At 65.0% G+C, this 25,564-nt stretch carries 4 protein-coding genes; all 4 read right to left on the reverse strand.

What is annotated here, in order from left to right:
- Positions 1-250: 250 nt before the first annotated feature.
- The 4 genes from BSF40_RS30400 to BSF40_RS30415 are packed head-to-tail and all read right to left on the reverse strand — an operon-like array spanning position 251 to position 25,506.
- Complete coding sequence (locus tag BSF40_RS30400) at positions 251-12,055, reverse strand: non-ribosomal peptide synthetase (RefSeq protein WP_095968138.1); 11,805 nt, start codon at positions 12,053-12,055, stop codon at positions 251-253.
- The gene (locus BSF40_RS30405) at positions 12,052-15,150 is read right to left on the reverse strand and encodes a non-ribosomal peptide synthetase (RefSeq protein ID WP_095968139.1); all 3,099 of its coding nucleotides are present in this window, start codon (positions 15,148-15,150) and stop codon (positions 12,052-12,054) included. Before BSF40_RS30405 ends, BSF40_RS30400 begins: the two co-directional genes overlap by 4 nt.
- Positions 15,151-15,161: 11 nt before the next feature.
- Positions 15,162-16,220: a TauD/TfdA family dioxygenase gene (locus tag BSF40_RS30410; RefSeq protein WP_095968140.1), complete on the reverse strand. Its 1,059-nt coding sequence runs from the start codon at positions 16,218-16,220 to the stop codon at positions 15,162-15,164.
- Positions 16,221-16,272: 52 nt separating this feature from the next.
- Positions 16,273-25,506: a non-ribosomal peptide synthetase gene (locus BSF40_RS30415; protein WP_095968141.1), complete on the reverse strand. Its 9,234-nt coding sequence runs from the start codon at positions 25,504-25,506 to the stop codon at positions 16,273-16,275.
- Between the last annotated feature and the right edge of the window lie 58 nt (positions 25,507-25,564).

The raw sequence follows: 25,564 nt of genomic DNA on the forward strand, positions 1-25,564 counted from the left end.
GAGGGTCGTTCATTAGGGCTCAATGAAGACCCTGCCAAGCCGAACGAAAAACCTGTGGCGAAAGCTTGCTTGTGGCGAGGGAGCTTGCTCCCGCTGGGTCGCGAAGCGGCCCCAAAACCTGTGATCGCGGTTAGCCAGACATACCGCGTTGTTCGGGTTTGCGACTGCTTCGCAGCCGAGCGGGAGCAAGCTCCCTCGCCACAGGCAAGTCCCCTCACCACAGGGAAGCCCCTAGCCACAAATTATCAGCTTAGATCTGCGGCACCACCTCCCGGCCAAGCAGCGCCACCACGGCGTCCAGACACTCATCCTGCTGCAGGATATCGAAGTGCCCGGCCGTCACCGTTTGCACCTGGCGCAGCCGCGGTTGCTGGCGTTCGAGCGTGGCGCGTTCGGTCGTCGGGTTGCCATCGGCCCACCAGCAATGCAGCCCGGCTTGCGGAATCGGCAGGGTGTCGACCTGCCGCGACAGCGCCTTCAAGCGTGTGCTGACCATGAACGTCTGGGCCAGTTCATCGGCACCGAGCAGCGCATAACCGCTGGCCTGATCGCTTTGGCTGTCGATCACCGCGCGAATGATCCGCGCCACGGCATCGTGGTCCCCCGCCGCCTCGGTACTCAGCGCCCGGGCGATCACCTCGCCATCCATGCCCAGGGCTGCACCGAGGAACTCGGCCAGATCCACACGCCACTCATCTGCACTGGCAACGGCATTGGCCTGGGTCGGTACAAAGCTGTCCACCAGACCGACGAATGCCATGCGCTGGCCCTGCTGTTCGAACAGCTCACTCACCAGCAACGCCAACGCCCCGCCCAGCGACCAGCCCAGCACGTGGTACGGCCCCTGGGGTTGTCTGGCGCGGATCGCCTCGACGTAGTCGGTGGCCATCTGCGAAAGCGAGGTGTCGTGCCACTGCCGGTCGAGCAGCATCCGGCATTGCACGCCGTACACCGTGCGCTCACCGTCCAGGCGCCGGGCCAACGGTTCGTAGTCGAACACCGTGCCGAAACCGGCGTGCAGGCAGAACAATGCCGGCTGATCCGCCACCTGCTGATTGAGCAGCAACAGCGGTTGCGGGCTCTGGCGCACGGGTTGCTCATCGACACCGGACAACCCGGCAATCGTCGGCTTGGCCATCATGTCGCGCAGCTTGATCTGGAAATCCGGCGCGTTCAGCGCACGCACTTTCGAGATCACCTTGAGGGTGCGCAGCGAATCACCGCCCAGTTCGAAGAAATTGTCGGTGATGCCGACCTTCTCGATGCCCAGCACCTGTTGCCAGATGTCCGCCAGCGCCCATTCCAGCGGCGTGCGCGGGGCCACGTAGTCGCGACCGCTGAAGGCCGGATCCGGCAGGGCCTTGCGGTCGAGCTTGCCGTTGGGCGTCAGCGGGAAGCGCGGCAGCACCACGACCTGCGTCGGCACCATGTAGTCGGGCAGGCTTTCGCGCAATGCCGCCTGGCAACGCGGGCCGAGGCCATCGTCTTGCGCCACCACATAGCCCACCAGTTGCGGCCCCTGGCCGTTGTCCCGCACGACCACCAGCGCATCGTTGACCCCGGCCTGCTCGCGCAAGCGGGCTTCGATTTCGCCCAGTTCGATGCGGAAGCCGCGCACCTTGACCTGATGGTCGATACGCCCGACGTAGTCGAACACGCCATCTTCGCGACGGCGCACCAGGTCACCGGTGCGGTACAAGCGCCCGCCTTCAGGGCTGAACGGATCGGCGACGAAGCGCTCGGCGCTCTGCCACGGATGACGATGGTAACCGCGCGCGACACCCCGTCCGCCGATGTACAGCTCACCGACCATGCCCACCGGCAGCGGGTTGAGGTCCATGTCCAGCACGTGCAGGCTGCGGCTGCCGACGCGTTGGCCAATCGGCGCGTACATCGCCTGGCAATGGCCGTCGGCGGCGATCTTCCACAGCAGCGGCGTGACCACGGTTTCCGTCGGGCCGTAGCCGTTGACCAGGTATTGCGGCTTGAGTGTGTGCTTGACCCGCTCGAACGTGGCGTCCGGCACTGCATCGCCACCGAAGCAGTAGATGCGCACCGGCGGCGGATCACCGCCCTGCAATTCGGCGTGCTCGGCCAATTGCAGCAGGTACGCCGGCGGGAAGCAGGCGACGCTGATGCGCTGGCGGTGCAGCACGGCCAAGGTCTGTTCGGCGGTCCATAGATTGTTGTCGCGAATGACCAGGATCGAGCCGCTGATCAGCGCGGTGATCCAGCGTTCATGGGCGCCATCGAAGGCGAACGACATGAAGTGCAGTTCGCGATTGCCCGGGTCCATTTCGTACAGCTCGGCGATGGCCTGTACGTGCATGCTCAGTGGTCCGTGGGCGACGGCGACGCTCTTCGGTTTACCGGTCGAACCGGAGGTGTAGATCAGGTAGGCCAGTTGCTCGGCGTGCACAGCACGTTGCGGTGCCGGCACCTCGACGTCGAGGTTCAATCGGTCCACCGCGACCATGGCCGTGCCCGGATTCAATTGTGCTGTGTCGCGCAGCCGTTCCTGGGTCAGCAGCAGGCGCATGTCGCTGTCGGCCATCATGTAGCACAGGCGTTCCTGCGGGTATTGCGGGTCCAGCGGCACGTAGGCGGCGCCGCATTTCATCACCGCCAGCAGCGACACCACCAGCTCCAGCGAACGCTCCATGAACACGCCGATCACGTCTTCGGCCTGTACGCCTTGTTCCAGCAGATGCACCGCCAGCGCATCGGAGCGTCGATCCAGCTCGGCGTAGCTCAGGTGCTCGGCGTCGCGGTCGGCATAACTGAGCACCAGCGCCGTGTGATCCGGTTGCAGTCGCGCACGCTGACGGATCAGCTCGTGCACGGGTGTCTCGTCACCGTCCGCCACCACTTGCAGTTCGCCGTCCAGCGCCCGGCCTTCGTCCAGGGTCAGCAGGCCCAGTTCGCCGACGGCACGCCCGGCGTCGTCGCACAGGCGCTGCATCAGGCTTTCCATGTGGCCGCGCAGGGTTTCGACGGTCGCCAGATCGAACTGGTCGCGCTGGTGCATGTACTCGATGCGCAGCCCCTCGTCGAGGCTGACCATCAGGTCCATGGCGAAGCTGGTCAGGCCGAAGTCGGACACGTCTTCAAAGCGCAGCGAGTCGCCGTTCCATTCCCGCAGGGTGCGGTCCACCGGCTGGTTTTCGAACACGATGATGCTGTCGAACAACGACTGCCCGCCCTGCCCGGCCCAGCGCTGGATATCGCTCAGCGGGGTTTGCTGGAAATCGCGGATGTCGAGGTTGCAGGCCTGGATGTCGCGCAGCCAGTCACCGACGCTGGCCTCGGTCGGCACGCTGTTGACCACCGGCAAGGTGTTGATGAACAGCCCGAGCATGTTCTCCGAGCCGTTGAGGGTTTCCGGGCGCCCGGACACGGTGGCGCCGAACGTCACCGTGCGCTGGCCGGTGTAGCGCTGCAACAGCAGCAACCACGCGGCTTGCACCAGGGTGTTGAGCGTCACCTGCTGTTGCTGGGCAAACGCCTGCAAACGCGCGGTCTGCCCGGCACCCAAGTGCGTATAGATCGCGTGGTAACCCGCTTGCGGCGCCTTGACCGGCAAGGCGCGGGCCAGGTGCGTGGAGCCTTCGAGGTTGGCGAGTTTGCCTTTCCAGAACGCCTCGCTGGCCTCGGCGACTTGCTGGCCGAGCCAGTCGATGTAGTCGCGATAGGCGGCCACCGGCTCGTGCTCATCGCCGCTGTAATGGCGCAGCACTTCACCGATCAGGCGCGACACGCTCCAGCCGTCCATGAGGATGTGGTGGTAGGTCCAGATCAGACGATAGCGGTCGTCTTCCAGACGCACCAGCAACAGGCGCAACAAGGGCGCGCGATTGAGCGAGAAGCCGCGTTCGCGCTCCTCCAGGGCCAGTTGGCGGACGCGTTCAGGCTGATCATCCAGCTCGCGCCAGTCCAGCTCGGTCAACAGCGCAGGCGCATCGCGCCGCACCACTTGCAGCGGCTCCTTGTCACCTTCCCAGAGGAAGGCAGTGCGCAGAATCCCGTGACGTTGGGCAGCATCGGCCCAGGCTTCGCGGAAGCGCGCGCCATCCACGCCGCGCACGCCCACTTCGATCTGGTTGACGTACAGCCCCGAATCGCCGTCCTGCACCGAGTGGAAGAGCATGCCTTGCTGCATCGGCGACAGCGGATAAACGTCTTCGACTTCGTCCGCTGTCAGTTCCAGCGCCTGAAATTGCGCTTCACTCAGTTCGATGTTTGCTGTCGGTGCAACCACAGTCGGCACGGTTTGATCTGCCGCGACCGGTTGGGCGACCGTCGCCAGTTCGGCGAGGGTCGGATGGCTGAACACATCCTTGGGCGAAATGCTCAACCCGGCCTTGCGCGCCCGGCTGACGGCCTGGATCGAGACGATGGAATCGCCGCCCAGTTCGAAGAAGTTGTCGTGCATGCCAATCTGCGGCACTTCGAACAACGCCTGCCACACCGCTTGCAGCGTCGCTTCCACGGCAGTGCGCGGCGCCACGTACTCGCGAACCTGCTGGTCCGGCTGCGGCAATGCGCGGCGGTCGAGCTTGCCGTTGGGTGTCACCGGCAACTGATCGAGCAACAGTATGTGACTTGGCTGCATGTGCTCTGGCAGCGCGTTGCGCAGGTGTTGCTTGAGTGGCTCAAGGTCGGCATGACCGACGACGTAAGCCACCAATTGCCTGGACTTGCCGACATCCAGGGCAATCACCACGGCTTCGCGCACCTGTGGATGCTCCAGCAGGCAGGCTTCGATTTCCCCCAGTTCGATGCGCAAGCCGCGGATCTTCACTTGATGGTCGATGCGGCCGACGTATTCGATCACGCCGTCCTCGCGGTAGCGTGCCAGATCGCCGGTGCGATACAGGCGTTCGCCCTGCTCACCGAACGGGCTGGCGACGAAGCGCTCGGCGGTCAGGTCCGCACGGTTGTGGTAACCCCGGGCCAGGCCGATGCCGCCCAGGTACAGCTCGCCCACACACCCCTGCACCTGCGGTTGCAGGCTGTCGTCGAGGATGTAGGTCACCAGGTTGGCAATCGGATAACCGATCGGCACGCTGAACCCGCCGTCATCGACACAGGTCCAGTGGGTTACGTCGATCGCCGCTTCGGTCGGGCCGTACAGGTTGTACAGGCCGACGTCCGGCAGGACGCGGAACAGGCTGTGCTGCAAGTCTGCCGACAAGGCTTCGCCACTGCACATGATCTGCCGCAGGCTGGCGCAACGCTCGAAGCCTTCGCCCTGGACAAACGCCTGCAACATCGACGGCACGAAATGCAGGGTGCTGACCTGGTATTGCTCGATCAGGCTGACCAGTTGCGCCGGATCGCGATGGGCCCCCGGTTCGGCCACGGCCAGCCGTGCGCCGGTCATCAGCGGCCAGAAGAACTCCCAGACCGACACGTCGAAACTGAACGGGGTTTTCTGCAACACGGTGTCGCGCCCGTCCAGCGGATAGGCGCCCTGCATCCACGCCAGGCGGTTGTACAAGGCATCGTGACGGTTGGCCGCGCCCTTGGGTTTGCCGGTGGAGCCGGAGGTGTAGATCATGTAGGCCAGCGATTGCAGCTCGACCACGCCGGGCAGGTTTTCCTCGCTCAGCCCTTCGAGCAGCGGCGCCATGTCATCCAGGCAGATCGCCGTGGTGGCGGCCGGGATCGGCAACTGCTCAAGCAAACGACGCTGGGTCAGCAGCAGGTGCACGCCACTGTCGTCGAACATGTGCTCCAGGCGTTCACGCGGGTAGTCCGGGTCCAGCGGTACGTAGGCGCCACCGGCCTTCATGATCGCCAGCAAGCCGATCACCAGTTCCAGCGAACGCTCGGCAGCGATGCCCACCAACACTTCGGCGCCGACGCCCTGGCGGCGCAACAGGTGCGCCAGTCGGTTGGCCTGTTGGTTGAGCTGGCGATAACTCAGGGTCCGGCCGGCAAACACCAGGGCCGGGGCCTGCGGGGTCTGCAGCACCTGGGCTTCGAAGCACTGGTACACCGGGCGCACATCCGCCCAGTCCTGCACGGTACGGTTGAAGCCTTCGACCTGCTGCGCCGTTTGCACGGCATCGAGCAGGCTCAAGCGCCCCAAGGGCTGTTGCGGCGCGCAGACCATGGCATCGAGCAACGCCACCAGCCGAGTGCTCAAACCTTCGATGGCTTCGGCACTGAACAGCGCCGCGTCGTAGTTGAAACGCAGGTCCAGGCATTCGCCCAGCTCGGCGGCAATGGCCAGCGGGAAACTGGTCTGGTCGTGGTTGCTGATGCCGGAGAATTTCAGCGCGCTGCTGTTGCCCTCCTCCAACGCTTGCGCCACCGGGTAGTTTTCGAACACCAGCAGGGTGTCGAACAGCGCCTCGCCGGAATGACCGGCCCAGCGCTGCACATCCGCCAGCGGCGTGTACTCGACTTCGCGCAACCGGAGATTGAGCGCCTGGACTTCATCGATCCATTGGCTGACCGTGCGCTCGGGGTGCGGCGTGGCGATCACCGGCAAGGTGTTGATGAACAACCCGATCTGCTGCTCGATGCCCTGCAGTTCACTCGGACGCCCCGACACCGTGGCGCCGAACGCCACTGTTTGCTGCCCGGTGTAGCGCTGCAAGATCAACAGCCAGGCGGCTTGCAGCAGGGTGTTGGGCGTGACGCGGGCCTCGCGGGCGAAACCGCTCAGGCGCTCGGTGGCTGCGCGGTCCAGGTTGAGGTGCTGGGTGCGATGACCGCTGCCCTGCCCTGCAACCGGCCCCGGCAAGGCGCCGGCCAGACGGGTCGGCTCGGTGAACCCCTGCAATTGCTCCAGCCAGAACGCCTCGCACGCAGCGCGGTCACGGGTGCCCAGCCAGCCCATGTAATCGCGATAACGACCGACGCTCGGCGCGGGCATGATTCCGCAATACCGCTGCAGCACTTCGCCGAACAACTGCGAGGTGCTCCAGCCGTCCAGCAGGATGTGGTGGTTGGTGAAGATCAGGTGATGGCTGTCATCGGCGGTCTGCACCAGGGTCAGGCGCAGCAGCGGTGCCGCCGTCAGGTCGAAACCGCGCAGGCGATCGTCCTCGGCCAGTCGCTCCAGCGCGTGCGGCAGATCAGGCCGGTCGCGCCAGTCGAGCAGGCTCATCGGCAGCGTGGCTTCGGCCAGGATCACTTGCAGCGGTCGAGAGCCATTGCTTTCGCTGAAGAACGCCGCGCGCAGTACTTCATGGCGCGCCAGCGTCTGCTGCCAGGCATTGCGGAACGCCTCGACGTCCAGCCCCTGTACATCCACGCGCATCTGCGGCACGTAGGCACCGGCATCCGGGGCGAACAGGCTGTGGAACAACATGCCTTGCTGCATCGGCGACAACGGCAGGATGTCTTCGATGCGGCTGGCCGCCAGTGGCAAGGCGTCGAGTTGCGCCTGATCGACGCGCACCAGCGGTACGTCGCTCGGGGTCAGGCCACCGGCACCGCTCAGGCAATGTTCGATCAGCCGTTGCAACTCTATCGCATAGGCATCCGCCAGGTGCTGCACGGTTTGCGCTTTGAACAGGTCGCTACTGAAGGTCCAGCTCAAGCGCAGTTGGCCAGCGTAGACCTGGCCGTTGATGCTCAGGCCCCGGTCCAGCCCGGCCGAGGCGCCCTGTTCGGCACCGCCGCTTTCCTTCGCCGGACGCCACGGCGCCTGCTCGTCGAAGCTGGCATCGAACTGGCCCATGTAGTTGAAGGTGACCTGGGGTGACGGCAAAGCCTCAAGGCCAACGTCGGCCAGATAGCGCAGGATGCCGAAGCCGATGCCTTTGTCGGGCACGGCGCGCAGCTGTTCCTTGACCGCCTTGATGCTCGCGGCCAGGTCGCCGGCCGGGGTGAGCTTGACCGGGAAAATCGAGGTGAACCAGCCCAGGGTGCGGGTCAGGTCGATGTCGTCGAACAGGTCTTCACGGCCGTGGCCTTCCAGTTTGACCAGGGTCGAGGATTGACCGGTCCATTGGCCCAGTACCCGCGCCAGTGCCGTCAGCAACAGGTCGTTGACCTGGGTGCGGTAAGCCGCCGGGGCCTCTTGCAGCAGTTGGCGGGTCAAGGTGCTGTCGAGCACGGTTTCCACGCTGATGGCGTGTCGGCTGGCCAGGCTGCCTTGCGGGTTGTCCGCCGGCAGGTGCACCGCAACGTCGTGGTATTGGGCTTGCCAGTAAGCGGCTTGCTGCGCCAGCGCCGGGCTTTGCGCATGGCGTTGCAAACGTGCGGCCCAGGCCTGATAGGCGCTGGTCTTGGCCGGCAGGCGCAGCGGCTCGGCCCGACGTGCCTGAGCGTAGGCGGCTTGCAGGTCTTCGAGCAGCAGACGCCAGGAAACGCCGTCCACCGCCAGGTGATGCACCACCAGCAACAGGCGCTGGCCTGCCGTGCCCATGTCCACCAGCAAGGCACGCAGCAACGGGCCGTCCTGCAGGTTCAGGCTTGCCTGTGCGGCGTTGCACAGTTCAAGCAGTTCATCGGCATCGGCGGCTTGGCGCAGCCACAGTACATCGACGCTGTTCCATTGCTCGGCTTGTGCCTGTTGCCAGACACCATCGACCTGACGCAAACGCAGGCGCAATGCGTCATGATGCTCCAGCAAGGCCGCCAGCGCCTGTTGCAGGCAGCCGCTGTCCAGTGGCTCGCGCAGCTCCAGCAATACCGACTGGTTCCAGTGATGACGAGCCTCGATGTGTTGTTCGAAGAACCAGTGCTGGATCGGCGTCAGCAACACGTCACCGCGCACCGGCCCCTGATCGATGACCAGCCCGGCGCTGCGCACAGCGACTTTCGCCAGGCTCTGCACGGTCTGGTGCTGGAACAGGTCGCGCGGGGTGATGCGAATCCCGGCCTGACGCGCGCGGCTGACCACCTGGATGGAGATGATCGAGTCGCCGCCCAGCTCGAAGAAGTTGTCATCGATGCCTACGCGCTCGAGCTTGAGCACGTCTTGCCAGATCGCCGCCAGCTCGATCTGCATGTCATCCATCGGTGCCGTGTAAGCGTGCTGCGCCAGCGCCGCATCAGGCTTGGGCAATGCGTTGCGATCCAGCTTGCCGTTGCTGGTCAGCGGCCAGTGCTCGAGTCTGATCAGGTGCGCCGGCACCATGTAGTCCGGCAGACCGCCCTGCAAATGTTCGCGCAGGGACTGGCGCAAATCCTTGTCGTCATTGGTCGCGGTGAACCACGCCACCAGTTGCTGGCTGCCGTTGACCTGCGGTGCCAGGACCAGCGCTTGCTCGATGGCCGGGTGGCTTTGCAGGCGGTCCTGGATTTCCCCCAGTTCGATGCGAAAGCCACGGATCTTCACTTGATGGTCGATACGCCCGGCGTACTCGATGCTGCCATCGGCGCAGTAACGCGCCAGGTCGCCGGTGCGATACAGGCGTGCGCCCGGCTCAGCGGCGAACAGGTCCGGCACAAAGCGCGTGGCGGTCAGGTCGGCACGCTGGTGATAACCCCGGGCCAGACCGGCACCGCCGACGTACAGCTCACCGACGCAGCCCTTGGCCACCGGGTTCAGGCGCGGGTCGAGCACGTACCAGCGCAGGTCGGCGATCGGCTCGCCCAGGGGCGAGCTGTTGGCGCCATCGAGGTCGGCGCGGGACAGCGGGCGGTAGGTCACGTGCACCGTGGTTTCGGTGATGCCATACATGTTGATCAGCAATGGCTGCCGGTCGTCAAAAGCGTCGTACCACGGCCGCAGGCTGGCCACGTCCAGCGCCTCGCCACCGAATACCACGTAACGCAGGGCCATGCCTGGCGCGTTGGCGCAGGCGAACGGCATCAACTGGCGGAAGGCCGAGGGGGTCTGGTTGAGTACCGTGACGCCTTCATCACTGAGCAAGCGGGCGAAGTCTTCCGGGGAGCGGCTGACCGCGTGCGGCACCACCACCAGCTTGCCGCCGTAGAACAGTGCGCCAAAGATTTCCCACACGGAAAAGTCGAAGGCATAGGAATGGAACAGGCTCCAGACGTCGTCCGCATTGAAACCGAACCAGTGCCCGGTGGCGCTGAACAGGCGGGTCAAATTGCTGTGGGGCAGCAGCGTGCCCTTGGGTTTGCCGGTGGAACCGGAGGTGTAGATGACGTAAGCCAGATTCTGTGGGCTGGTCAGGTTCGGCAGGTTGTCGGCGCTGGCCTCATCGAGCCAGTCGCTGGCGTGATCGAGGCAGATCACTTCAATGCCTTCGTTCAACGGCAGACGCGGCATCAGCGCCGAATCGGTCAGCAACAGGTGCGTGCCGCTGTCGGCGAGCATGTAGGCCAGGCGATCCTGCGGGTAATCCGGGTCCAGCGGCACATAGGCGCCACCGGCCTTGAGGATCGCCAGCAGGCTGACGATCATCTCCAGCGAGCGCTCCAGGGCGATGCCCACTAACACGTCCGGGCCGACCCCGCGTTCGCGCAGACGATGGGCAATGCGGTTGGCGCGACTGTTCAGTTCGGCGTAAGTGAGGGTGATGCCCTCGCAAGACACGGCAATGTTGTGCGGATGCGCGGCGGCCTGGGCTTCGATCAGTTGATGGGCACACAGGGTATTCGCAGTTTCTGGCGCGTTGATTTCGGCGCTGCGATTCCAGTCCAGCAAGGTGGCCTGCTGTTCGGCAGCGTCGAGCATGCTCAGGTCGGCCAAGGCCACACCGGCATCGCTGCAGATGGCCTGCAACAGGTTCAGCCAGTGGCGGCCGAGACGCTCGATGGTCGCGGCGTCGAACAGTTCGGTGGCGTAGACGAACGACGCGTGGATGCCCTCGTCGCTTTCGACGGTGTCGAGCATCAGGTCGAACTTGGTGGTCTTTTCGTCCCAGATCAGCGGTTCGACGCTCAGCCCCGGAAGGTCCCAGCGTTGCGGGTCGCCACTGTCGCGCTGGTGGTTGAACATCACCTGGAACAGCGGCGTGTGGCTCAGGCTGCGCTCCACGCCCAGGCCATCGACCAGTTGCTCGAACGGCAGGTCCTGATGAGCCTGTGCGCCGAGCGCTGCGGCCTTGACCTCGGCCAGCAATTGCACGAACGGCTGGTCGGCCCGGGGCTGGCTGCGCAGCACCTGGGTGTTGACGAAAAAGCCCAGCAGGTTTTCCACGTCCTGGCGGGTGCGGTTGGCAATCGGCACGCCGACGCGAATGTCCTGCTCGCCACTGTAGCGATGCAACAGCGTCTGCAGTGCTGCCATCAGCAGCATGAACAGGGTGCAGCCTTCGCGGCGGGCCAGCTCGCGCAGTTGCGCGGTCAACGCAGCGGGGATTTTCAGCTCGACGCTGGCGCCCTGCTGGCTCGGGATCGCCGGGCGACGGCGGTCGGTCGGCAGCTTCAGTGGCGGGTGTTCATTGCCCAGCTGTTCGCGCCAGTAATCGAGCTGACGCTCGGCCTCGCCGGCCTCCAGCCACAGGCGCTGCCAACGGGCGAAGTCGGCGTATTGAATGCCCGGTTCCGCTAGCTGCACGGCCTGCCCTGCACTCAACTGCCCGTAGACCCGGGTGAATTCCTGCAACAGGATCGGCAGCGAGCCGCCATCGGTGACGATGTGATGGAAGGTCAGCACCAGCACATGTTGCCGGGCATCGAGGCGGATCAAGCGGCAGCGCATCAATGGGCCGTGCTGCAGGTCGAACGGCTGCTCGGCGTTGAGGGCGATCTGGCGTTGCAGTTCGATGTCGTCGGCGGCAGTGACTTCGACCAGCGGGGTGTCCATCTGCGGGTGGATGTGCTGCAGCACTTGCTGTTCGTCGAAGACGAACGTGGTACGCAACACCTCATGACGTTGCACCAGTGTCGCCAGGGTCTGCGCCAATGCATCGCGGTTCAGCTCGCCATTGAGGCGGAAGGCACCGGTCAGGTTGTAGGCCGTGGCCTGGGGCTGCATCTGCCAGAGGAACCACAAGCGCTGCTGCGCGTAAGACGCCGGCAGCGTGTCGACGGCGCGGTCCCGTGGCGGGATCGGCAGCAACTCCAGGGTTAGCCCCTGAGCGTGCATCTTTTGTTGCAACGCACGCCGGGCGTCCGCGCTCAAGCCGCAGAAACGCTGGGCCAGGGTCATCATTCTGTCCGGTGCAGCACTCATCGCGCGTGTTCCTCATCCACTTCGTCGAACAACGCTTCGAGGGCGTCTAGATCGTTTTCCTGGTGTTCACTTTGCTGGCGGAACTGCTCGATCTGCGCCGCCAGGCGTTCCAGGGTGTCACCGTCGAAAAACAGCTTGAGCGGGATCACCAGGTTCAGTTCGTCCTGAATCCGCGCGCGAATGCGCGTGGCCAGCAGCGAGTGCCCGCCGAGTTCGAAGAAGCTGTCGTGCACACCCACGCGCTCGACGTGCAGCGCTTCAGCCCAGATCGCCGCCAGGGTTTTTTCCAGGTCGTTGCGCGGCGCGACGAAAGCGCTGCGGCGCACATCGAGATCGAGCAAGGCCTGGCGGTTGAGCTTGCCGTTGGGCATCAGCGGGAAACGTTCCAGCACCTGCAAGCGCGCCGGCTGCATGTGCTCGGGCAGCGCCTGCCCCAGATGGCTGCGCAATTCGTTGAGGCGGATGTCGGCGGTGTCGGCCGGGGACACCACGAAGCCCAGCAGTTGCGGGCCGGTCGGGGTTTCCCGGGCGATGACGGCGGCGTCCTCGATGCCCGGCGCGCTGCGCATGGCCGCTTCGATTTCGCCCAGTTCGATGCGGAAGCCGCGGATTTTCACCTGGTGATCGACCCGGCCCAGATACTCCAGCACGCCATCGGCGCGATAGCGCGCCAGGTCACCGGTGCGGTACAGGCGTTGGCCCGCCGCCTTTGCAAACAGGTCGGGGACAAAACGCTCGGCCGTCAGCGTGGCACGCTGCAAGTAGCCCCGGGCAATGCCGGCACCGCCGACGTAGAGTTCACCCTCGGCGCCCACGGCCACCGGTTGCAGGTCCGGGCCGAGCACGTGAATGCGCATGCCGGCAATCGGCTGGCCGATCGGGATGCTGTCGGCGTCCTGGCCGAGCGGCAATTCCCACGCCGAGCACCACACGGTGCCTTCGGTCGGGCCGTATTCGTTGACCAGTGCCCCCCCCGGCAATGCCTCGCGATGTCGCTGCACCAGGGCGTTGCTGCAGGCTTCGCCGGCAACGATGACGCAGGCCAGGGTCTGCTGATCGAGGTGTTCGAGAATCTGTGCGTGGTAGGACGGCAGAGTCAGGTAGTGGGAAATCTCTTCGCACTGGATCAGTGCCGCCAGTTGCGCCGGATCCTTGTAGCTGTCCTCGTCCGGCAGGCACAGGGTCGCGCCCTGCCCCAGCGCCCAGAACACCCCGGCCACCGAACTGTCGAAGGAGAACGACGAGAGCATCAGGAACGCGCGCAGCGGCTGGCGATAAAACCCCGTGCGCGCCAGGGTCGAGGCCACGGCGTTGGCATGGCTGATCATCACGCCCTTGGGTTGGCCGGTGGAGCCGGAGGTGTAGATGACGTAGGCCAGGTTGGCGCTGTCGCCCTGAGGCGCAGGTTCGGTTTGCGCGGCGGCCCAGACCTCGGCCCCGGGCATCAGGGACATTATCCGCTCATGGCGCAATGCGTCCGGCAGCGGCTGACAGGCCAGCACCTGGCGCGCGCCGGTATCGGCGAGCATGAACGCCAGGCGCTCGATCGGGTAGTTCGGGTCCAGCGGCAAGTACGCACCGCCGGCCTTGAGCGTACCCAACAAGGCAATGACGATTTCCAGCGAGCGCTGGCCGTAGACCGCCACGATTTCATCCGCCACCACGCCTTGGGCGCGCAAGGTATTGGCCACCTGGTTGGCGCGCGCATCCAGCTCGGCATAGGTCAGGCGCTGACCGTTGATACTCAGGGCGATGCGTTGCGGATGCAGGCGCGCCTGTTCGCTGAACAATTCCTGCAGGAAACGGCACGGCAATGCCTGCCCGGTGGCGTTCGGGTTGAAGCCCTCGATCAGGCGGGTCCGTTGTGCAGCATTGAGCAGACTCGCCTGAGCCAGGCTCAGCTCGGGCGATGCCAGCAATTGACGGCTGAACTCGACAAACTGCTCCAGCCATTCGGCCAGCATCGACTCCGGCAGCGCACCGTCGAGGCACGACAGCTGCAACTGCTCGCCCTGGACACGCAGGCGCAGGACTTCGGGGTTGGCGTCATCCACCTCGATGTCGGCATCAATGGCGGCTTGATAGACAAAGCCGTAACGCAGCGGCGCGGTGCCTTCGGCGCTCAGTTCGAACTCGTTGAGGCAGTCGAGCCAGGACAGCGACTGCTCAACGCTGGCCGCAAAGGTTACCAAGGCTTGCGTCAATGTCTGCTGGCTACGGTGCTCGAAGGCCACCGGCAGACGCCGGGCGAACCGGCCGAGGGTGGTGGCGGTCTGCTCGTTGCGACCGTCCACCTGCCAGCCCATCAGCAGTTTTTCCTGCTGGCCGATGCGTGCAACGAACGCGGTCCACAGCAACAGCGCCAATTGCTCCGGTTCAACGCCCGCTTCAACAGCAGCCCGTTGCACCCCAGCCAACCATGGGGCGTCAATCAAGGTGGCCTGACGACGAACCCAGGTGACATCGAGCGCTTTTTCGAAGGGCAAGCGATGGCCCACGACGAACTGCTGTTGCAGGTTGCGCCAGAACGCGGCGCCCTGGTGGCCGATGTCTTCTTCGCGCAGCGTTTCCTGCCACGCGCTGTAGTCCAGGTATTGCAGCGCGTCCTCGTCTTCGACCAGGGTTTCGCCGCGCAACAGACTGGCGAGTTCAGCCGACAGCACCCGCAGCGAGGCCTCGTCGAAGCTGCACGCCGGGGTCAGCAGAGTGACGATGGATTGCCCTGCTCCGCCCTCGACCTGTGCCACCACCAGCACTTGATTCGAATCTTCAACCAGGACTTCACGGCTGCGGCTCAAGGCCTCGGCCACCGAAGGCTGGTCGCCCAGCACTGTCAGTGGCAGCGCCTCGCACAGGCTCTGCACCGGCCACTTCATGCCCGGCAGGCGGCGGTACACCGTGCGCAGGGTTTCGTGACGCCGGCCCAGTGTCTCCAGCGCCGCCCGTAACGCCCGGGCATCCACCGGCCTGGCGACCGGCAATGTCAGGGCGGCGAACAGCGGCTGGGCACCCAGTTCCTGGACGCGCAAATAAAAGGCCTGCTGGGCCGAAGTCTGGAAGACGTCTACCGAAGGTTCGAGGGCGGTGGTGTTCATGTCGGGTGTCCTTATTCCTGATCCAGGTCGGCGCTTTTCTGCGCGATGGCCATGGCCGTGAGGGTTTTTCTGAAACCGGTGAATTCGTTGCGCGCATGCACGCTGAGGATGTTGTCGAGCAGGACCACGTCGCCCTTCTCCCAGGCGAACTCGACCATCACCTCGCGGTAGATGCCTTGCAGGTGGCGAATCACGTCGTCGGGAATCGGTGAGCCATCGCCGAAGAAGGTGTTCTGCGGCAGGTCTTGCGGGCCGAACTCACGCAGCAGGTTGTCGCGGATGCTGTCCGGCAGGGTCAGCGCGTTGAAGAAGGTGCCGTGGTTGAACCAGATGCGCTCGCCGCTCAGCGGGTGGCGCACGATGGCCGGACCGTTCTGCCGGGTGCGCAGGCGGTTGCCGGACTTCCACTCGGTCTGGATACCGATTTTGGCGCAGTAGGCTTCGACCTCCGCGCGGTCCTCGCTCTGGAACACGGTCTGCCACGGCAGCCCCATGCCGTCGCCGTAGTTGCGCACGTACATGATGCGTTTACGGGCAAATTCTTCGCGCACCGCCGGGTCGATCCGCGCGAGGATCCGGCGGGTATCGCCGAAGGGTGTTTCGCCGCCGGTGGCCGACGGGGTGTCGCAGTAGAAATACAGGTGACGCGGGAACACCGGCGAATACGAGTGTTCGTTGTGCGGGAAGATTTTCTCCGGCGCCGGGTAATCGGTGGAGCTGTAGATCTTGAACTGACCGGTGATCTGGGTGCGTGGCGAGGCGCGGAACAGGTACTCCAGCGCGCCGCCGGAAATCGCATCGACACAGCGGTTGAACTCGCCGATATCGGCCACCTGGAAGCCACGGAACAGGATCACCGCGTGCTCCAGCAGCTTGCTTTCGATCAGCGCGCGATTCTGGCTCGCCCATTCCACCAGGTTCACGCCGGACACGGCCGGACGGCACACCAGCGGCATGCTGTGGCCTTCGAACATCGGCGCAAAACTCACCAGCCGCGTCGGATCGGTGGACAGGCTTTTGCGGGCACCACGACCCATCTTGGGAATGGACTTGGTCGTTGAAACGGTCATAAACCCCTCCAGAAAATGTTGACGGCGGCGCTATAGGGCGCCGCTGCCTGAATCAGTCCGCTGCGGTTTGCGCTGTCGGCGCGCCCCGGTTCGCCGAGCGGCGCTTGATCGCCATGGCACCGCCGAGCAGGGCCTTGCGTTGCTCGTTCAAGCGCGCCTCGGCACGGCGCTGGACATCGCTGGCCAGGTTCAGCAACTCACCGACCTGCAACGGCTCAGCGCTTACCAACGCTTCGAGCACCGCCTGGATCTGTTCGAACAGACATTCCAGCGTGCTCGGCAGGTACTGTCCGGCCGGTGTCTCGAAGCTCAGGTGGATGTGCTGCGCGTCGTTGTAGAACGCAGCGACCATGCCGATCTCGGCGGCCTGACGCCCGGAGGGGAAATCCTCCACGTGCAACCCATCCATCGAGGGCAAGCGAGCGACGCCTTCCTGGTAAATCAGCTTGATGTCGAACAGCGGCGAACGGCCGGCCCGGCGCGGCAAGCGCAAGGCCTCCACCAGGCGCTCGAACGGCAAGTCCTGATGGTCCGAAGCCTCCAGCACCGCCCGGCGACAGGCCTCCAGCAATTGCTCTGCCGGCTGCCCGGCATCGACTTCCACTTGCAGTACTAGTTGGTTAACGAAGAAGCCGACCATTTCTTCAAGCTCGGCTTGATTTCGGTTGGCGATATCGGTGCCGATGCGCACCCGAGCGATTTCGGTGCGCTGGCGCAACACCAGGGTGAAACCGGCCAGCAGCAGCATGAACAGCGACAGGTCACGCTGTTGGGCAAAGTCGCGCAACTGCTGGCTGAGTTCGGCACTGAAGGTGAAATGCGCGCTGGCGCCTTCCTGCGCCGTGCGCCGGTCGCCATCGGCGGGCAACTCCAGCACGGCTTGCGGCTCGGCAAGGCGCTGCTGCCAGTAGTCGAGCTGGCGCTGCAACTCGCCGCCCTGCTCCAGCCACTGGCGCTGCCATTTGGCGAAGTCGGCGTACTGCACGCTGTGCGCCGGCAGTTGCGGGGTCTGGCCACGGTTGAGGGTTGGATACAGTGTGACGAATTCATTGATCAGCACGCGGAACGACCAGTCATCGGCGACGATGTGATGCACCGTCAACAACAGCACATGCTGGTCATCCGCGACCCGCAGCACCCGCACCCGCAGCAACGGGCCGTGGCGCAGGTCGAATGGCCGCGCGACTTCCTCGCGGGCCAGGTGTTGCGCCTCGACGTCCGGCGCCGGCAGATGCCGCAGGTCGCCGGCCTCGAAGCTCAACGGCAATTGCCCGTGTACCCGCTGCCAGGTCTGGCCGTCTTCTTCGTAGAAGGTGGTGCGCAACACCGCGTGGCGCTGCACCAGGGTTTCGAAGGTCTGGCGCAGGGCGTCGAGGTTCAGCTCGCCACGCAGGCGCAAGGCGCCCGGCATGTTGTACATCGAACTGTCCGGCTCCAGGTTCCACAGGAACCACAGGCGCTGCTGGGCAAAGGACAGCGGCTGGCGTTCGCCGGAGGTGTCCGCCACCAGCGCCGGGCGCTCACAGCGGTGCTGCAGTGTCTGTACCTGTGCGGAGAAATCCTCAAGGCGCGGGTGTTCGAACAGGCTGCGCAGGCTCACCGACAGGCCCATGCGCTGGCGGATCTGCGAGACGATTTGCGTCGCCAGCAAGGAGTGCCCGCCCAATTCGAAGAAGCTGTTCTCGCGGTCGACGCGACTGACCTGCAACACCTGCTGCCAGATCTGCGCCAGCTGGATTTCCAGTGCCCCCTGCGGTGCGCTACCGGTTGCGGCTTCCCAGACTGGCGGGGCTGGCAATGCGGCGCGGTCGAGTTTGCCGTTGCGGTTGAGGGGCAACGCGGCCAGCAGCACCAGTTGCGTCGGCAGCATATAGTCCGGCAGGCGCTCGCCCAAGGTGCGGCGCACGGTGTCGGTGAGTTGTCGCGCATCGGCACCCAGCTGTTCATCCGAGGCAGGCACTACGTAGCCGATCAACTGCATGCCACCGACGCCTTCGTGCACCAGCACCGCGGCTTCGCTGATCATCGGCAGGCCTTGCAGGTGCGCCTCCAGCTCACCCAGTTCGACGCGGAATCCGCGAATTTTCACCTGATGGTCGATACGCCCCAGGTATTCCAGTGTGCCGTCCTCGCGATAGCGCGCCAGGTCGCCGCTGCGGTACAGCCGTGCCCCCGGTGTGGCGGAGAACGGATCGGCAATGAAACGCTCGGCGCTCAAACCCGGACGCTGGTGATAGCGCTGGGCGAGGCCGACATCAGCGCCGATGCACAACTCGCCGACACAACCGGTCGGCAGCAGGTGGCCTTCGCTGTCCAGCACATACAACGCACGCCCCGGCAACGCCCGGCCAATCGGCACGCCAATGGGGTTGCGGGTATCGGCCAGGGTGCATTCGTGGGTACTGGAAACGACCGTGGCTTCGGTCGGCCCATAGGTATTGAGCAGGCGCACATCGCCCAGACCGGCGGCATGCCACAACTTCAGGCCTTCCAGCGACATGGCCTCGCCCCCGACGTGGACCTGACGCAAGCGCCCTTTCTCACGCTGCGGTTGCGCAGCCCACTCTTGAGCCAGCAAGAACCAGTAGGCGGCCGGCAGGTCGGCCAGGGTCACGCCGTGCGCGATGATCTGCCGATAAAGGGTGTCGGTGTCCCATAACTCATCGCCGCGCATCACCAGCGCCGCGCCCACGCACAGCGGCGGGTAGCACTGCTCGACAAAGCCGTCGAAGCTGAAAGTGGCGAATTGCAGCACACGGTCTTGCGCCGTGAGTTGTGAATAGTCCGCCGCGATCACGCAAAACTCGCGCAGCGCGGCGTGGGCCAGGCACACGCCTTTCGGGCGTCCGGTGGAACCGGAGGTGTAGATCAGGTAGGCGAGGTCTTCGGCGCTGGCGAGGTTGTCCGGGTTTTCGGTGGAGTAACCGTCAACGCTCGACTCCAGCGCCAGGCGCGGCAAACCTTGCGGCAACGCTACATCGGCGAGCAACCCCGGTTGCACCAGCAGCAGATCCATGCCGCTGTCTTCGATCATGTAGGCCAGGCGCTCGGCCGGGTAATCCGGATCGAGCGGCACATACCCGGCGCCGGACTTGAGGATGGCCATCAGGCTGACGATCATCTGCGCATTGCGTCGCACCGACAGGCCGACCCGCTGCCCCGGTGCCACACCCAGGGCGCGCAGGCGATGGGCGAGCTGGTTGGCTTGCGCATTGAGCTGGGCGTAGGTCAGGCACTCGTCGCCGACCATCACCGCCAGTGCATCGGGCGTGCGTGCCGCCTGTTGCTCGAAACGCTGATGGGCCAGCAACGGGCTGTCGAGTGGCGGCGCAGGCGGACGCGAACCGTTCAACACCTTTGCTTGAGCCTGTGCATCGAGCAAGCTGACCGCGCCCAATGCCTGCTGTGGCTGAGCGACGAACTGCTCCAGCACCTGCAACAGGCTGGCGCCCAACTGGCTGATCTGCGCCGCGCTGAACTGGCTGCGGTCGAAGCTGAAATCCAGACGCAGGGTGGCACCGACTTCGATGCCGAGGGTCAGCGGGTAGCTGGTGATTTCGTGATTACGCAGCGCGCCGAAGGTCAGGCCCGCCGGCGCACCTTGTTTGAGGGCTTCGGCCACCGGGTAGTTCTCGAACACCAGCAGGCTGTCGAACAGCGCCCCCTGTTGCCCGGCCCAGCCCTGGATGTCGTACAGCGGCACGTGCTCGAACTCGCGCAGGCTCAGGTTCAGTGCTTGCAGGTGGGTGAGCCAGTGGGCCACCGACTGCCCTGCCGGCGGCGCGGCAATGATCGGCAAGGTGTTGATGAACAGCCCCAATTGCTGCTCGATGCCCGGCAGCGGCGCGGAGCGTCCGGCCATGGTGGCGCCGAACGCCACGCAGGATTGGCCGGTGTAGCGCTGCAACAGCAGGCCCCAGGCGCCTTGCAGCAAGGTGTTGAGGGTAATTTTCTGATGGCGGGCGAAATCGCCCAGGCGCTGTAGTGCGGCACTCTCAAGGGTCAATTGATGCTCGCCCATGCCGCGTCCTTCGGTGGGCGCCGGCAAGGCTTGCGCCAGCAGTGTCGGCGTTTCCAGTGGCGCCAGCGCTTGCTTCCAGAACTGCTCGGCAGCCAGCAGCGGCTGCTGTTGAATCCAGCCCAGATAATCGCGGTATTGCCCCAACGGCCTGGCCAGCGTCTGCCCGGCATACTGCTGGATCACTTCGCCGAGCAACTGCGCGTTGCTCCAGCCGTCCATGAGGATGTGATGGCTGGTGTAGATCAGGTGCCAGTCCTCAGTGCTTCGGCGCACCAGCACCAGGCGGAACAACGGCGCGGTGCCGAGTTCGAAGCCGCGACTGCGCTCCTCGGCGGCCAGTGCATCCAAGTCGAGGTCGGCCGCTTCGATCACTTGCAGTTGCAGGTCGATCTGGCGATGAATCACCTGGTGCGCAGATTCCAGTCCCAACCAGTGGAAACTGCTGCGCAGAATGTCGTGTCGGTTGATCGCCGCTTGCCAGGCCCGGCCGAATGCCGCCAGTTCCAGCCCCCGGATGTCCAGGCGCAATTGATTGATGTAAGCCTCGGCCTGGGGTTCGTACAGGGTGTGGAACAGCATGCCCTGTTGCATCGGTGTCAGCGGGTAAACGTCCTCGATGGCCGGTGCCGGGACAGGCAAGGCATCGAGTTGTGCCCGGGTGATGCGCGCCAGCGGGAAGTCCGACGGTGTGACCTGGCCTGGCGTTGTCGCGCAGCAATGTTCGATCAGTGCCTTGAGTTCTTCGGTGTAGGCATCGGCCAGTCGCTGCACCGTGGATTCGGCAAACATGTCGCGGCTGAAACCCCATTGCAGTGAGAGCTGCCCGCCATACACCTGACCTTCCACGGTCAGCCAGTTGGCCAGTGGCGCGTCATCACCCTGGGCCTGACCAGCGCTTTGCGCGGCCGGGACGAACAGCGCAGCCTCATCGAACTGACGGTCGAACTGCCCCAGGTAGTTGAAGGTGATGCGTGGCGCCGGCAAGTCTTGCAGAAGCTGGCGCTGCGCCGGTTCGCCGAGATAACGCAGCAGCCCATAACCCAGGCCTTTGCCGGGAATGGCCCGCAGTTGTTCCTTGATCGACTTGATCGAATTCGCCGCCCCGACTTCGGGTTGCAGGCGCACGGGAAACAGGCTGGTGAACCAGCCGACGGTGCGGCTCAGGTCGAGTTCGTCGCCCAGGTCTTCGCGGCCGTGGCCTTCAAGCTGGATCAGCGTCGAGCCCTGCCCGCTCCAGCGGCAGATGACCCGCGCCAACGCCGTGAGCAACAGGTCATTGACCTGGGTGCGATAGGCCGCCGGCGCCTGTTGCAGCAACCGGCGGGTCAGCTCGGCATCCAGTGTCGATTCGATCTTGTGCCCGTGGCGCTGCTGCAAGCTGCCCTGCGGATGCTCACACGGCAGGTCCCGGGCATCCGCCAGTTGCGCCTGCCAGTACGGCAATTGCCCAGACAAGGTGCCGGCATGCTGTTGCAGGTGCGCGGCCCAGGCTTGATAGGCGCTGGTTTTCTCGGGCAGCGCCACTTGCCGGTAAGCCTGTTGCAAGTCTTCGAGCAACACCCGCCACGACACGCCGTCCACCGCCAGGTGATGAACCACCAGCAACAGGCGCTGGCTGCCATCGTCGAGGTTGACCAGCAAGGCGCGCAGCAGCGGTCCGTTGGCCAGATCGAGGCTGCGTTGCGCTTCATCGCACAGTGCGGTCAAGGCTTCGGCCGAAGAGGCCCGACGCAGCCACAACCCAGCGGATTCGACCTGCGGCCCATGGCGTTGCTGCCAGCCTTGGGCACCGTCGATGAAGCGCAGGCGCAAGGCGTCATGATGATGGATGACGGCCACCAAGGCCCGTTCCAACGCTTGCGGATCCAGCGCTTCCCGGGGCGTCAGCAGCAGCGACTGGTTCCAGTGCTGACGCTGGGCGATGGCCTGTTCGAAGAAGTAATGCTGCGTCGGGGTCAGGATTACCTCGCCGCTGACCGGGCCTTGATCGATGCGGCTGCGGCTTTCGAACGTCGCGACCAATGCCAGGCTGCGCACGGTCTGGTACTGGAACAGATCCCGCGGACTGAGGCGAATGCCGGCCTGGCGGGCGCGGCTGACCACCTGGATGGAAATGATCGAGTCGCCGCCGAGTTCGAAGAAGTTGTCTTCAAGGCCCACGCGCTCCAGGCCCAATACGTCCTGCCAGATCTGCGCCAGCGTGGTCTGCATGGCATCCTGCGGTGCGACGAACGCCTGCTGCGGCGCGGCGTCCGGTGGCGGCAAGGCCTTGCGGTCGAGCTTGCCGTTGGCAGTCACTGGCAAGGCATCCAGCGGCATCAGGTAGGTGGGCACCATGTATTCCGGCAGGCTGCCGAGCAGCCAGGCCTTGAGGGTTTGCGGCCATTGCACATCGGCGTCGGCGTTTTCCAGCACCAGGTATGCCACCAGATGCTTGCCGCCCTGCACCAGCACCACGGCCTCGCGCACCAGGTCATGCTGCATCAGGCGGGTTTCGATCTCCCCCAGTTCGATGCGCAGGCCGCGCAATTTGACTTGATGGTCGAGGCGCCCGAGGTATTCGATCACGCCATCGGCGCGCTGCCGCACGCGGTCACCGGTGCGGTACAAGCGCGCACCGTCGTGGAACGGACACGGCACGAAGCGCTCGGCGGTGAGCGCCGGCCGCCGGTGATAACTGCGCGCCAGCCCGGCGCCGCCGAGGTACAGCTCCCCCGCCACGCCGGCCGGAACCGGAAGCAATTGCGCATCCAGCACATGGGTGCGCAGGTTGGCGATGGGCCGGCCGATGGGCACGCTGTCGGCGCCTTCGTCGACGCAGGTCCAGTGGGTCACGTCGATGGCCGCCTCGGTCGGGCCGTAGAGGTTGTACAACCCGGCACCCGGCAGCTTTTTGAACACCTGCAATTGCGCATCCAGCGGCAAGGCTTCGCCACTGCAAGCAATGCGTTTGAGGCCCGTGCACGTCTCGACACCCGGCTCGTGAATGAACGCCTGGAGCATCGACGGCACAAAGTGCAGCGTGCTGATGCCGTGGTCAGCGATGAGGCGGATCAACTGCGCCGGTTCCCGATGTGCGCCCGGTGGCGCCACCACCAGACACGCGCCGGTCATCAGCGGCCAGAAGAACTCCCAGACCGACACGTCGAAACTGAACGGGGTTTTCTGCAATACCGAATCGCTGTCATCCAGCCCGTAAGCCTGCTGCATCCAGCACAAGCGGTTGACCAGCGCCGCGTGACTGTTGCCGGCGCCTTTGGGCTTACCGGTGGAGCCGGAGGTGTAGATCACATAGGCCAGGTTCAACGGATGCACTTCGACCTGCGGGCAGACTTCGCTGTAGCCGTCGAGCCAGTCGTGGTGCCGGTCCAGGGCGATGACCTTGACGCCGTCGGTGGGCAGTGCGCCGAGCAGGTTGCCTTGCGTGAGCAGCAGGCCAATCGCGCTGTCGTCGATCATGTAGGCCAGGCGTTCGGCCGGGTACTCCGGGTCCAGCGGTACGTAGGCACCCCCGGCCTTGTGAATGGCCAACAGGCCAAGGACCATCTCCAGCGAACGCTCGACGCAGATCCCCACCAGTACATCCGGACCAACGCCCTGCCCGCGCAGGTAATTGGCCAGTTGGTTGGTGCGGACATCGAGTTGCGCGTAGCTCAACCGGCGCTCGCCAAACACCAGCGCCGGTGCCTCGGGCGTGCGTCGGGCCTGGGCCTGGATCAACTGATGCAGGCACTGCTCGACGGGATAGACCTCGGCGGTGCGGTTCCAGTCCTGCACCAGCACCTGTTGCTCATCGGCGCTCAGCATCGGCAACTCACCGATTTTTTGCGTCGAGTCGTCGACTAACCCCTGCAACAGACGCGTCCAGTGCCGGGCCATGCGTGCGATGGTGTCGGCTTCGAACAGGTCGTTGGCATAGGTCAGCGCGGCGTGCAGCTTGCCACCCTTCTCCCAGGTGTCGAGGGTGAGGTCGAACTGGGTGGTGCGGCTTTGCCAGTCGATGCTGCCCAGCACCAGGCCGGAGGCGGTGCTGACCGACGCCATGTCGGCCACGTGCGGCTGGTGGTTGTACATCACCTGGAACAACGGCGTGTGACTGAGGCTGCGCTCCAGTTTCAACGCTTCGACCAGGCGCTCGAACGGCAGGTCCTGATGGGCCTGGGCGCCGAGGGCGGTTTCCTTGACGGCGCGCAGCAGGTCGTCGACCCGGGTCTGGCCGTCCAGTTGGGTACGCAGCACCTGGGTGTTGACGAAGAAGCCGATCAGGCCTTCGATTTCCGCACGGTTGCGGTTGGCGATGGGCACGCCGACGCGGATGTCGGTTTGTCCGGTGTAGCGATGCAGCAACGCGTTGAAGGCGCCGAGCAATAGCATGAACAGGGTAATGTTGTGCTTCTGTGCGGCGCTGCGCAGTTGTTCGGCCAGTTGCGTTTCGACCGCGAATTCGTAGCGGGTGCCGCGATAGCTCGGCATGGCCGGGCGCGAATGATCCAGGGGCAGTTCCAGCACCGGATGCTCATCGCCCAGTTGCGCCTGCCAGTACGCCAGTTGCCGCGCCTGCTCGCCCGCCTCCAGCCAGCGGCGCTGCCACAGGGCGTAGTCGCTGTACTGGATCGGCAACGCGGCCAGCTGCGGTTGGGTGCCCGCATCGAAGGCGTCGTAGCAGCGGATGAATTCGTCGATCAGCACGTTCATCGACCAGCCGTCGGAGACGATGTGGTGCAGGGTCAGCAACAGCACGTGCTCAAGTTCTGCGAGCTTGAGCAAGGTGACCCGCAGCAGCGGACCGGTCGACAGATCGAACGGCAGCATCGATTGCTGCTCGGCGGTATGCGCCACGGCCCGCTCGCGCTCCTCGGCGGGCAGTGCGCTGAAATCCACCTGTTCGATCAGCAACGGCGCCGTGGCCGGCACTTGCTGCAAGCTGTCGTCGACCTGACGCTGGAACACCGTGCGCAGGGTTTCATGCCGCGCCACCAGACTGGCGAACGCCTGTTCCAGCGCCGACAGGTTCAAGTGCCCGGTCAACCGCACTGCGCCCGGCAGGTTGTAGGCGCCGCTGTGCGGGTCCAACTGCCAGAGGAACCACATGCGTTGCTGGGCGTACGACAACGCCTGGCGATCCTCGGCCTCGATGCCGGCCGGGATCGGGAAACGGGCGAAGTCCACGCCCTCCTTGTGCAAGGCCGCCAGGAACATCTGGCGCTTTTCCAGGGGCAACCCGATAAACCGGCGAGCAAGTTTCAAGGAGTCTTCAGCATTCATCTATCGGCATCCGCATCAGTAGGCAGCAGGCGCAAAGGCGCGTCGTCCCTGTAAAACG

The organism is Pseudomonas sp. ACN5, assembly GCF_002303975.1.
Taxonomy (GTDB): domain Bacteria; phylum Pseudomonadota; class Gammaproteobacteria; order Pseudomonadales; family Pseudomonadaceae; genus Aquipseudomonas; species Aquipseudomonas laurylsulfatiphila.